At 36.1% G+C, this 12,388-nt stretch carries 10 protein-coding genes; 7 read left to right on the top strand and 3 right to left on the bottom strand.

Annotation, left to right across the window (positions count from 1 at the left end):
- Positions 1-314: 314 nt before the first annotated feature.
- The 6 genes from ABIB40_RS14910 to ABIB40_RS14935 all read left to right on the top strand — a co-directional run bounded on the left by ABIB40_RS14910 (position 315) and on the right by ABIB40_RS14935 (position 6,518).
- Positions 315-632 (top strand): hypothetical protein, encoded by a 318-nt coding sequence (locus ABIB40_RS14910; protein ID WP_354360183.1) that lies wholly within the window; start codon positions 315-317, stop codon positions 630-632.
- 446 nt (positions 633-1,078) lie between these two features.
- Complete coding sequence (locus tag ABIB40_RS14915) at positions 1,079-1,423, top strand: hypothetical protein (protein ID WP_354360184.1); 345 nt, start codon at positions 1,079-1,081, stop codon at positions 1,421-1,423.
- A gap of 19 nt (positions 1,424-1,442) precedes the next feature.
- Positions 1,443-3,023: a serine hydrolase gene (locus tag ABIB40_RS14920; RefSeq protein ID WP_354360185.1), complete on the top strand. Its 1,581-nt coding sequence runs from the start codon at positions 1,443-1,445 to the stop codon at positions 3,021-3,023.
- Between the two features lie 76 nt (positions 3,024-3,099).
- Complete coding sequence (gene dnaG / locus ABIB40_RS14925; RefSeq protein ID WP_354360186.1) at positions 3,100-5,043, top strand: DNA primase; 1,944 nt, start codon at positions 3,100-3,102, stop codon at positions 5,041-5,043.
- A 40-nt stretch (positions 5,044-5,083) separates the two neighbouring features.
- Complete coding sequence (locus ABIB40_RS14930) at positions 5,084-5,464, top strand: YraN family protein (RefSeq protein WP_354360187.1); 381 nt, start codon at positions 5,084-5,086, stop codon at positions 5,462-5,464.
- Entirely contained in the window at positions 5,442-6,518 is a 1,077-nt protein-coding gene (locus ABIB40_RS14935; protein WP_354360188.1) for a glutaminyl-peptide cyclotransferase, read from the top strand. Before ABIB40_RS14930 ends, ABIB40_RS14935 begins: the two co-directional genes overlap by 23 nt.
- A 689-nt stretch (positions 6,519-7,207) precedes the next feature.
- On the opposite strand, the gene ABIB40_RS14940 is transcribed toward ABIB40_RS14935, so the two are convergent.
- Positions 7,208-9,187, bottom strand: a complete 1,980-nt coding sequence (locus ABIB40_RS14940) for an FTR1 family protein (RefSeq protein WP_354360189.1) — start codon at positions 9,185-9,187, stop codon at positions 7,208-7,210.
- Between the two features lie 823 nt (positions 9,188-10,010).
- Here ABIB40_RS14940 and hmpA point away from each other — a divergent pair.
- Complete coding sequence (hmpA, locus tag ABIB40_RS14945) at positions 10,011-11,210, top strand: NO-inducible flavohemoprotein (protein WP_354360190.1); 1,200 nt, start codon at positions 10,011-10,013, stop codon at positions 11,208-11,210.
- Positions 11,211-11,535: 325 nt separating this feature from the next.
- Here the strand turns inward: hmpA and ABIB40_RS14950 are convergent, their stop codons facing one another.
- Together ABIB40_RS14950 and ABIB40_RS14955 are read right to left on the bottom strand one after the other, a co-directional pair.
- Positions 11,536-11,955 (bottom strand): Rrf2 family transcriptional regulator, encoded by a 420-nt coding sequence (locus ABIB40_RS14950; protein ID WP_354360191.1) that lies wholly within the window; start codon positions 11,953-11,955, stop codon positions 11,536-11,538.
- A 50-nt stretch (positions 11,956-12,005) separates the two neighbouring features.
- Positions 12,006-12,245, bottom strand: coding sequence for a hexameric tyrosine-coordinated heme protein (locus ABIB40_RS14955; protein WP_354360192.1), 240 nt, complete (start codon positions 12,243-12,245; stop codon positions 12,006-12,008).
- Positions 12,246-12,388 lie beyond the last annotated feature (143 nt).

The raw sequence follows: 12,388 nt of genomic DNA on the forward strand, positions 1-12,388 counted from the left end.
GAGAAATAGTATATCCTGTGCTAAAATTTTTATTATTTTTGTTTAGCTCAATTTTTTTGTTTTTTGTATTAAATGCTTCAATAGGCGCTATCTATAGTGAAAAGGGCGGGGTTAAATATTCAGGTAACTTGTTGCCTAAACTTATAATTTCTATCTTTATTAACATTATAACTATATTCCTCTTATTTCTCATCTCTCATTTATGTAAAGTCAAACTAACTACCAAAACTTGCATCTGGATGATTTCTATTCATTTGTTTATTTTGATATTATCTCTTATTTAGTTCTGTTAAAAGCAAAGGCTCATTTAAACAATGTTTTCAGATAAAATGCTTCAAGGAATAATATATCCAGTTTTAAGAACTATAGTGTTTTTTTTAAGTATTTTAGGCTTAAATTTATTTATAACTCCCTTCTTTGGTTTTAGAGAAACTTACCATCAGATGCTTGTCGAAAATGGGCTTTTCCATTTTATAATGTTAGGAATTTTTCTTTTAACAGCTGCTATTTTATTCCTTTTAAGCAAAATTTGTAAAAGAAAGCTAACTATAAAAACTCTCTTTTTATTGTTTGCTATTTTAGCGGTTTTTTCGGTCATGAGAACATGTTCTTTTATTTCTAGTAATTATTAACCCAACTTACTACTATTGTTAAACAATGTTTTCAGACAAAACGCTTAGAGAAATTATTTATCCAACATTAAGATTCTGTCTTTTTATAGTAAGTATTCCGCTATCCTTTGTGTCTAATTTTCTCTAACTAGGTACAGATGGGGAGTTCGATAAATTAATAAATGAAACCCCCTTAAATATTTTTTTCACTAAACAATTACAAACAGAACAAGTAACAAATATTTTAAACAACAGACCAAAGAAACGATTTGGGTTTAAGACACCAAAAGAAGTTTTCGCCGAATAAATAAACAATCTTGCAGATGTTGTATTTATTACTTGGATCTACCTTTATAAATGAAAAGGGAAGAGTTATTTGGAAACAGAAGCCCGAAAAAACCAAGTTTAATACAAAATTCAGTTTGATAAATGGGATAAAGATCGAGTTATAATAAACAGACTAAATCATGAAAAAACCTAACCTAAAGTCAGTATTGTTTATACTGCTCTTTTTATTGTTACTGCTGGTAAGTGGCGTGATAGTATTTGTTTTTTCTTATCCCTTCATGGGGGCTGGGGGGGAACAATACAGAGCAGAATTTAACGAGATGGGTGTTTTTAAATATATGTTAATCAGGCTTTCTGTTATCTTGTTCGTATTTATTTTCTCAGGCTTAATTTTATTATTGCTTAATTTTATATTTAAACCTAAGAAAATTAAAATATTTGTACATATTCTTTTAGTAACTATTTTAGTTGCTTTCATTTTTAGTTCAATTGATTTTTTCAGTAAATTGCCAACGATGAAGTAAGTTCCATTTCAAATTTAAAATGAAGTCAAAAATTCTATTAAAATCTCTATTCTTTTCTCTTTTATTTGTTTGGAGTTTATGCTCTTATGCACAGGTATTAACTTCTACCCAAATAGATAGTGTGGTAGAGAAAACCTTAAAAACATTTGACGTGCCGGGCATTGCGGTGGCAATAGTTAAAGATGGCAAGTTAATTCATGCCAAAGGCTATGGCGTAAGGTCTATCAAAACCAATAAACCTGTCGACGAAAATACCTTGTTTGGGGTTGCGTCTAACACAAAAGCCTTTACAGCTGCGGCCTTAGGCATGTTGGTAGATGAGCATAAAATTACTTGGGATACCAAGGTTACAGACATTATTCCGGAGTTTAAAATGTACGATCCGTATGTAACCAGCGAATTTACGATTAGAGATTTGCTAACGCATAGAAGTGGACTTGGCCTCGGCGCTGGCGATTTAATGATCTGGCCTGATTCATCTACTGTAACAAAAGCCCAATTGATCCACAATTTGCGTTTTTTAAAGCCTGTTTCGTCTTTTCGTACAAAGTTCGATTACGATAACCTGATGTACATTGTTGCTGGAGATATTGTAACTCGGGTAGCCAAAATGCCCTACGAGGATTTTATCGAAACAAGAATTATTCAGCCGCTTGGTATGAGCAAAACCGCCGCCTCTTGGTATAGGTTAAAAGACAGAAGCAACGTAATCGACGGTCATGCGCCTTACAACGGAAAGCTTATCCCGGTAGGATTAAGTTTTGGAGAAGTTGCCAACTCTGCCGGAGGCATTTACTCTAACGTGGTGGATATGAGCAAATGGGTAATGGCCATGATAAATGGAGGCAAATATGGTGATAACCTAAACAAGCGATTGTTTTCTCCTGCCGTGGCGAACGAACTCTGGTCTCCTCAAACAATTATTCGTGGTGGTTCCCCATACAAAACCCACTTTACAGCTTATGGTTTTGGTTGGTTTTTAAGTGATGTTGATGGTTATTTTCAAGCGACACATACCGGCGGTCTGTCTGGCATTGTAACCCAAATTACCATTTTACCCGAGCTTAAATTGGGGATTATCGTATTGACCAACCAGCAATCTGGTGCTGCATTTACGGCGATCACCAACACCATTAAAGACGGCTATTTTGGGATAAAAAATCAAAACAGAATTAAACAGTATAATGATGGCAGGTTGGCGAGAGAGAAAGAAGCAGATGCTGTAGTGAAGAAAATTTGGAATGATATTGCCGTCGAGCAGAAAAACAATAATCAGGCGAAGCCTAAAGAAAACAACTATTACGGAACATATAAAGACAGCTGGTTTGGCGATGTAACCATTAGCAACGTAAACGGGAAAATGCATTTTGCCGCTAAGAATGCTCCGAAATTGAGAGGTGATATGACTTTTTACAAGGGTAACACTTTTATTGTTAAATGGTATGATAGAAGCCTTGATGCCGATGCTTTTGTGAATTTTACATTAGATACCGATGCAAAAGCAGACGGTTTTAAAATGGAGGCGATTTCGCCCTTAACGGATTTTAGCTTCGATTTTCAGGATTTAGATTTTAAAAAGTTTAATAAATCGACCCCATAAATCGCCAAGTAATAAACGCAAAAGCTCAATAAAATATTTCTGTAGTTCTAAACGTTTGTAACATACTTCACCCAAAATGATAAACCGCGAAACCATAGATAAAATTACCGATGCCGCCCGCATAGACGAGGTGGTTGGCGATTTTGTACAGCTAAGAAAACGCGGAACGAGTTTGGTAGGCAATTGCCCATTTCATGGCGAAAAAACTCCTTCTTTTCACGTTTCTATAAGCAAAGGTATTTTTAAATGCTTTGGCTGTGGCATTGGTGGCGATGCAGTTAGCTTTGTGATGGAGCACGAAAAATACTCTTACCCAGAAGCCTTAAAGTTTTTGGCTACCAAGTATAACATTGAAGTAGAAGAAACAGAATTTACGCTAGAAGATACTGAGGCGCAGAATGCAAGAGAGAGTTTGTATATCGTTTCTCAATTTGCTGCAACTTATTTTGTAGAGCAATTGTGGAAAACAGAAGAGGGGCAAGGCATTGGATTAAGCTATTTTAAGGAACGTGGTTTTAGAGAAGACATTCTAAAAAAATTCGAGATCGGTTATTCGCCAGATAGTTGGGATGCCCTAACTACTAGCGCAACAGCCGCTGGACATAAATTAGCCTTTTTAGAACAAACGGGTTTATCCATTAAAAACGATAGCGGCAAAATTTACGATCGTTTTAGAGGCCGAGTTATTTTTCCCATCCACAATTTTACAGGTAGGGTAATTGGTTTTGGTGGCAGAACGTTAAAAACCGATAAGAAAGTTCCGAAATATGTAAACTCTGTTGAGAGCGATATTTATCATAAATCTAATGTGCTGTATGGATTATTCCATGCGAAAAAAGCCATTAGAACAGAAGACAATTGTTATTTGGTAGAGGGTTATGCAGATGTGCTTTCCGTGCATCAGGCGGGTATAGAAAACGTGGTTGCATCGTCTGGTACCTCTTTAACTATAAAACAAATTGGGTTAATTGGGCGCTTTACCAAAAATGTAACCATGTTGTTTGATGGTGATGCCGCGGGTATTAAAGCTTCGTTGCGTGGCCTAGATATGATTTTGGAGGAAGGCCTAAACGTAAAAATCGTGTCTTTTCCAGAGGGTCATGATCCCGATTCTTACATGCACCATGTAGGTGCCTCGGCATTTAAAGCTTACATAGAGCAAAATAGAGATGACTTTATTCTTTTTAAAGCACGCACGTTATTAAAAGAGGCTGGAAAAGATCCTATTAAGCGGGCAGATGTTATTAGAGATATTGTAGAAAGCATCGCCAAAATTCCAGACGAGATTAAAGCTTCTGTTTTTGTGCGTGAGTGTAGCAATCTGCTGGAGATAGAGGAACGTGTGCTGCTCTCTGAGTTAAATAAAATTCGCGCCGTTAACTTAAAGAAAAATTTTAAGGGTAATACGTCCAGTCAGCCGCGGCCAGATGATTATCCTCCAGATTATGATCCCGGAGCTACTTTTCTTCCTCCCCAAGAAACTGAGCCAATTAACGACGATTACCAAGAAAGAGAGGTAGTGCGGTTATTGGTTACTTACGGTAATGAATTTGTAAACTGGGATAATATAGACGATTTATACATCGGTTCCTTTGTTATACAAAATTTAAACGACGTTACATTTAGCAATAAGGTCTGCGCTAAAATTATACAAATTTACGGCAGCGAAGTTGACAACGGACGGTTGCCTAAACTCAATTTTTTCATCAAACACGAGGATGCAGAAATAGCCGATTTGGCCATTACGCTTTCGAGTACACCATATTCGCTGAGCGAAAATTGGGAACATAAACATAATATTTTTGTACGCGATGAAACCATGGATCTTAAAGCTACCATTTTGGGAGGTTTGTACCATCTAAAAAAGCGAAAAGTAGAGAACATGTTACAAGATGTGCTTAAAGAGATAAAAGAAGAGACCGATGGTGATAATCAAGCGATTTTGATGCAGAAGTATAGTATAATTAAAGGTGCTGAAAGGAACATTTCGAAATTTTTAGGTTCTGTAATTGTGAAATAACGTTAAAGAAATAAGAGGCATTATATAAAGCTGTATTTTAGTGCCGAATTTTGTAATGGCGATACACAACGATTTAGGTAGAGAAGGAGAACGATTAGCTAAGGCTTATTTTGAGCGCGAAGGCTATGAAATTTTAGATGAAAACTGGGAGTTTGGTAAAGCTGAAGTAGATTTGATTGTTTACAAAGACAAAATAATGGTTTTTGTTGAGGTAAAGACAAGAAGTTCAAATGGTTTTGGGAATCCTGAGGATTTTGTAGATACAGCGAAACAAAAGCAAATGGAAATTGCTTCTGCAGAATATATTGAGTTGATGGAACACCAAAACGACATTCGATTTGATGTAATTGCCATCTTGTTTAAAAAAGATAAAACGTATAATTTAAAACATATTGAAGATGCTTTTTGGCCTGAAGATTAGAAAACCAATTATTTTTGCAGTTCTGGTTGTTACGATAACCTATGCTTGTAAAGATAAAACTACCACGACCTACCGTAGTTTTATAAATCCAGAAATGGGTTCGAGCATTGCAATTGGCAAGCCTTTAGATGTTAAAATACTTTTTGGTAACGATAAGAAGGTAGATTCTGTTGTGTACCTGTTAGATCACGTACATTATTTAGCGAAAAACGATACCACCGCTACTTCGGTAAAAACAGATGGCTTAAAACTGGGCAATCATTTGCTTACCGCGAAAATATATGCTAGAGGAAACTCAGACGATTTAACGTCAAACTTTATCTTGCTTTCTAACATAGTGCCGCAAGAATATGGTTACGAAATTATTAAAACACTACCGCACGATACTTCTTCATATACAGAAGGGCTTGAATATCACGATGGTTATTTTTATGAAAGTGCTGGCGAGACCGGACATTCGAGCTTACGAAGAGTAGATGTAAATACTGGTAAAGTAGTACAGATAGCAAAATTAGATTCAATTTATTTTGGAGAAGGAATAACGTTGATTGGCAATAAAATTTTACAGCTTACCTATAGATCAAAAGTAGCTTTTGTATACGATAAAGCTACCTTTAAAAAACTTCAAACAATACCTTATACCGTGGGTAAGGAAGGTTGGGGACTGTATTTTGATGGCGCCAAAATTTTAGCTACGGAGGGATCAAATAATATTTTTTTTCTAGATAAAAATACCTACCAGAAAACTGGCGGGATAGAGGTTTACGACAACAACGGGCCAATTGATAACCTCAATGAGTTAGAAATAGTAAACGGCAAGATCTATGTTAACGTTTACACCAAAAATTATTTTCTTATTGTAGATGAGAAAACTGGCGCAGTAGAAGGAAAAGTAGATTTATCTGGCTTGCTGCCCGATGGTTATTTCAAAACTGACTATGCCATAGGCAATAACGTGCTAAATGGAATAGCTTACGATAAGGCTGGAAAAAGATTATTTGTAACTGGCAAAAAATGGCCGTATGTTTTTCAAATTAAGTTGGTTAAGAAGTAGAAAGTTATCTGCTGGTTGCTTTTTTCTAACACCTTGATTTGTTTGGGTATTATTCATTCTAAGGTATTCTTTTAAGGCGAAAGCGGACGCTGCGTGCTAGAGTTTACCGTAATTTGACTTCACTTAGATATAGCGCGTTATGTACTATTTATCAAAAACTCATTATCAAAAATAGAAAAAACGGTTTGATTGATGAATTGGGTTTATGAGAATCTTGAAAAAAAGCAAAGTTTGATCACGAATTCCACAGGCAGTTGTATGATTGCTTAACTGCCCAGACTTATTTGACGAAAGTTTATCAAAAGACAGGGGAATAATGAGATAAGATCGGCATACTACTGTAAAACGGATTTAGCTTATGGCTAACCTTAAGAATAAATATGCATCCTAAGAGTTTTCTCCTTGGAACTACCCAATCTTTCCTGTCAGGCAGCACCTCCAAGCGGCCTCCGACGATGTCCACGAGCGAGGTAAACTTTATTTCCAATATGATCGCTGGATTGATAGCATATTCTTTCTTTCCCAAAAAACCTTCTATTGCATACCAAAAAGTGTATTCAAATTTACATAAGAAAAATTTCACTAACTTCTAATTTTTAGATAATAGATCCTAACCTACCTAAAACCTTAGTTTTTTTGCTATTTGTGCTTCAAAAGATATATTTAAGTTTTTATTTCAAAAAAAAGCATCATTTTTTCGGCATAAAATGAGCCTTGATTACATGTGATTTCTGATAATACCATATCATACCAATTGTTGTCAAAGCAACTGTTTGCGCGGCATAGGTCTCTATGGTGGGATAAATTCCTAATGAAGAAGAATGAAAATTTAACCTCACACTATTTACAGACACCCAACCGCTTTCTTGAAAAGCATGTATTCCCTGCCCTGCCAACACCACGATAAAGATCATGATGATGACTGCAGAATATTGAAAGAGTTTTTTCACGGGGATTCTAATTGAAAAACGTAAGATAAGGTTAGATAGAATGAATATGATAATGATAGAAGTTAACGCGCCCATCCAGATGCCCGGCCTGCTGGTGTTATCTACTTGAAACTGCAGTGAAGAAAGGAAGATCACCGACTCGAATGCCTCACGAAAGACAACAATAAAAGAGATAAAAGCCAGTCCAAACAATTTTTGCTGATCCAGCATTTTTCTAATACGAATCTCTATAAATTCCTTCCATTTTTGTGCTTCTGTTTTGCTATGAAGCCAAAATGCGACGTATAACAGAATTGTGACTGCCAACAATGCTCCAAAGGCTTCTATCAGTTCTCGATTTTGTGCCCCGAAAGAAATCAACCAACCTGTAAAAAACCAACTGGAGAAACCTACACCTACTGCCAATAGCCAACCTCCATGCACCCATTTGACTGCTTGTTTCGCATTGAGAGATTTCAGTAAACTGATAATCGTGATTATAATCAGAACTGCTTCTATCCCTTCCCTGAGCAAGATAGAGTAAGAGACCAAAAAAGTAAACCAAAATGAATAGGTCTGATTGCCCAACAGCACCATCGCCCTATGGATGGATGCTGTTGCCTGTGTAATTTTATCTTCCAGAATTTCAGGTGATTCTTTCGACTTAATCGCGGCGCGAACAGCATTCATTTTGCGTTCCAATTCTGGTACAATTTCAGCGTCTATTGCCGCTAATTGCTGCTCCACCGGTTCAATTCCGTCTAAATATGCATAAAGTGCCTTATTTTCTGCAGCCGAAAAATTGTTGCTTTTGTAGAAGGGTATTATTTCTTTGAGATGTGCTAGGGCGACAATGAATGTGCTGTCTTTATTAAAGACTGATTGATGAAGGCGGATTGCTTCTATATAAGCTTGATTACCTGACTTCAATTTAATTTTCAGTTCATTGTCTGACAAACGAGCTATATCTGAAAGATTAATCCTTACCGGAAGGCTCTCAAAAACTGCTTCTATACTATCGCTATCCGGTACGCTTTTATTCCTAAAAGGAAGGGATTTGACATAAAAAGCAATATCCCAAACTTCCTTATCAGACAGCTCACCAAAAGAACGCATTCCTGTACCCTTAATGCCCAATTTTGTGGTATTGAATATCTGCAGAGGAGAAATCTGTGTCACGAGAGCAGTGTCTTGAAAATCCAATGGTCGCGGCTTGAACCTATCAGAAAGAAGACCATCAGCCTTACCTTCCGCTCCATGGCAAGACTTGCAATTTTCCAAAAAAAGCACCTTTCCTTGTTTCATATCGGGAGATTGCTCGGGAATTACCTCAATCAAATTTAGTGACAGAAACTGTTTTTTAATACTTTGACTTCTGGATGAAATTATTTTACTAGTGTTTTTTTCTTTTACACTTTTCAACAAAAGTGCAAATTCGTGATCAAACCATCTCTTGTCTATTTTTGGTGTATAGACGGCAACAGAGTCGAAAAGATCAATAGACTGGCTGGTAAAATCAATCATCTCACGATATTCGGACGGGTTAATAATTTTACCATCTATTACTGCTTTTTGATAATCCTGAGAAATGTAATCGAGCAGGTTTACTATGGTTCTTGACTGCGTTGGTAATGCTTTTTGTTGGCCACCTTTTTGACCATAGCTAAAGCAAGACAAGATGATTGATGTAAAGAAAACATATAAAAAGATATGTTTGGGTGAAGAGATAATCATTTTCATTGATAAGGATCATAATAGTACTAATTGTTGCATATTCTTTTGCACTATTATAAGAAGCAGTGTTCTAGTGCTAGCTCCTTCGATTAAACACACCAAAGGAACTTACTTGAATTACAATATGAATTTATTGGGGAGGGTGCCAAATACTGTGAGAATCATATTTTATTGTGTTTTCAATGAAAATTACAACTGCAGGAATTTCCAAGCCTTGTATCACAGTCAAATAATGTGATAATTGAATTAAAATTGGTGACACACATATAAAGCACGAAAAAACGGGATGAAAAACTTCAAGTGCATACAATAAAAGATATACTGAGCCGGCGTAATGGTTATTGGAACTTGATATGATTTTTGGCGACAAAGCAAACTTAATTATACTGAGTATCAAAACACAAAGACTAATGAAAAAGCGAAATGCTATCATTCGACAAATCTATTTAGAATTATTCTAAATAACAATTTTGACTGTCATCTTTAAATCAAATCAATTTGAAACGCTCTAAATCGCTAATTCTGGAAACTCTTTGAATTAGCACTTTCAGTTTAAAATTTCTATAAGCTGACAAGGAAATTGAACCGGACTAGTTTCACTTCGATAATCCAGTCAGCCAGTTATTTTCTCTTGCGATAAAAATCTAGTTCGGTAAATAAAGGATGCTCAGCCCAAAGTCAAAGGAGATGTCAATAAAATGTAATCAAAATTAATAGAAGACAAATATATCCTTTATTAATTAACGCTGCATTATCTTTGCCCCGCCTGCTAGAACAACTCTATTTTAGAGTTTCTTAACAGTTTTTTTATATATTTTAATTTAGTATTATGACAAAAGAAGATAGGACTTTGGTAAAGGCCACGGTGCCTTTTTTGAAAACTCAGGGAGCAGTCTTGACCAAGTACTTTTATAAAAGGATGTTCGACCAAAATCCTGAGATGAAAAATATATTCAACATGGGAAATCAACAGACCGGAAAACAACAGACTGCTTTAGCAATGGCTGTACTTGCCTACGCCGAAAATATTGACAATCCAACGGTACTTATGCCAGTTCTTGATGGCATCGGAAACAAGCATGTCAGTCTAGATATTCGTCCAGAACACTATCTAATAATTGGGGAGCATTTGCTCGCCGCGATTGCTGAGGTGGTTGGAGACGGTGCAACCAAAGAATTGCTTGCTGCTTGGGAAACTGCCTACTATGAACTAGCAGATCTTATGTCCGGCCATGAAGCATCGCTTTACCGAAAGAGAGTTTCTCAACCGGGAGGATGGACAGGATGGAAACCATTTTTAGTTAAAAGGAAAGAACAAGAGTCATCAGAAATCTGTTCGTTTTATCTATATCCATCAGATGGGGGAGCTGTCGCTAGTTACCAACCGGGACAATATATTAGTGTCAGATTATTTCTGAGCGAAATCAATCTTTTTCAGCCACGACAGTACAGCATATCTACCGCTCCGAACGGGGAATATTATAGGATATCTGTAAAGCGGGAAACTTCGCTCTCGCCCAGTATCCAAGGCATGATTAGTAATCATTTACACAACCAAATAGTCGTTGGCGACGTTATTGAGGTATCTGCGCCCTCTGGAAATTTTGTTCTTGTTAAAAACGAAAAACCTGTAGTGTTTATAAGCGGAGGCGTAGGTCAAACTCCACTTCTGTCTATGTTAGAGAGCTTAATATTTGAGGGTAGTGTTAGGAAAAAAACATGGATACATGGTTGCAAGTCTTCTAAAGTACACGCATTTGAGGGTTTCTTAAAAAAACTGGAAGATAGCAACGCAATCACTAAACATATTTTTTACGCTGAAATGGATAGCCAAAGCGAGGACGGATCATATAAAGGATGGGTAGATTTGAATCATCAGAAAGTAGAAGTTGACTTAAATGCTGATTATTACTTGTGCGGCCCGAAACCATTTATTGAGAAACACCATCGGGACCTAATACAATTTGGTGTGAATAAATCTTCCGTTTACTTTGAGGAATTTGGTCCCCAAACGCTTCAACTAAATTAATCCATAAACATAGAAATTACCAAAGCCTAGAATAAAAAGTTAGGAAACAAGGATTTTAAAATAATCAAAATGAGCTTTTAGTTGTTCAATCCCCTGCCAATCAACTACCAAAGAATATTCGTATCACCGAAATGTATTGATGATCTATCGCGGTGTAGGGGTACAGCAGTAAACACAGTTGGTGGCGGTTTCGGAAATTTAATTAAAAATATATCACAGATTCGATATCTGTGATATATGTTCAAAATTTTTATTCGATTGATAGCGCTATTGCGATTTTGGAAAAATTTAGTAAAAGTAGACCAGCGACGAAAGTGTGTTTTAATTAACTTCTCAAGTAAAACATTTCTTTGTTTAATTGATGTCCCATGGAATCGAGCTTAGCGTCCTCAAGCATTTTTAGCATCTCATTTCTAATATTTTGCCACTGGTTATCCAACGAAAAAATATGTTCTTGGGATAGGGGTAAAAGTTTAAAATCTCCAATTAGTGAAAATAGATTATGGTCTATTGCCTTTACAACATCAGCTAATGAGGTTTTTAGCGACCGTTCATCTAAATAGTATTCGTGATAATTATCTTTTGAACATTGAAGTAGATTTTTTTTAATCAATACTTTTAGGGTTTTTGATAATTGGACTTTGGGAGAATCTATTGCTTCTGCTATTTCTCTTAAATCTACCTTTTCGCCATTGAGTGTGTTTTGGGCAATATAGAGCATTGCGCGCAATGCACATTCAACCATTTTTGGAAACATGTTTATTCAAATTATGGATACAGCAAAAACTTTAATAGTTACTTCCAGTAATTATTTGCAGCTGCTATAGTTGCAAATTCAATGGCTACACTTTGACCGATTAGGATAAGCATAGTTGCATCAGAAGCGTAAATCGGCCTTAGCTTATCACGCATTTCAGCATCTGGCTGGGTTAACTTTATGATTAGTCTGGACATTTTGACTGCCAGCATTCTTCCCTCTTCTGGGGTAGCGGTTATTAACGAGTTACCGGGAATTAATTGAATTGATTCGTTCATTTTGAGTTGATATATTATAAGTAAAATTAATTTGCCTTTATTTCTCGAATTATGTGTTTATACAAAAGCTAAGATTTTTGTTTAAGAGCATATTTCTTGAAAAATTTACAAGATCAAAATTGAAGGGAAATGCTTTATTTCCC

It is taken from the genome of Pedobacter sp. UYP30 (assembly GCF_040547165.1).
Taxonomy (GTDB): domain Bacteria; phylum Bacteroidota; class Bacteroidia; order Sphingobacteriales; family Sphingobacteriaceae; genus Pedobacter.

Bases quoted from the DNA above. Each gene is read 5' to 3' on its own strand.
- ABIB40_RS14910 (WP_354360183.1), top strand. From the start codon at position 315: ATGTTTTCAGATAAAATGCTTCAAGGAATAATATATCCAGTTTTAAGA.
- ABIB40_RS14915 (WP_354360184.1), top strand. From the start codon at position 1,079: ATGAAAAAACCTAACCTAAAGTCAGTATTGTTTATACTGCTCTTTTTA.
- ABIB40_RS14920 (WP_354360185.1), top strand. From the start codon at position 1,443: ATGAAGTCAAAAATTCTATTAAAATCTCTATTCTTTTCTCTTTTATTT.
- dnaG (WP_354360186.1), top strand. From the start codon at position 3,100: ATGATAAACCGCGAAACCATAGATAAAATTACCGATGCCGCCCGCATA.
- ABIB40_RS14935 (WP_354360188.1), top strand. From the start codon at position 5,442: ATGCTTTTTGGCCTGAAGATTAGAAAACCAATTATTTTTGCAGTTCTG.
- ABIB40_RS14940 (WP_354360189.1), bottom strand. From the start codon at position 9,187: ATGAAAATGATTATCTCTTCACCCAAACATATCTTTTTATATGTTTTC.
- hmpA (WP_354360190.1), top strand. From the start codon at position 10,011: ATGACAAAAGAAGATAGGACTTTGGTAAAGGCCACGGTGCCTTTTTTG.
- ABIB40_RS14950 (WP_354360191.1), bottom strand. From the start codon at position 11,955: ATGGTTGAATGTGCATTGCGCGCAATGCTCTATATTGCCCAAAACACA.
- ABIB40_RS14955 (WP_354360192.1), bottom strand. From the start codon at position 12,245: ATGAACGAATCAATTCAATTAATTCCCGGTAACTCGTTAATAACCGCT.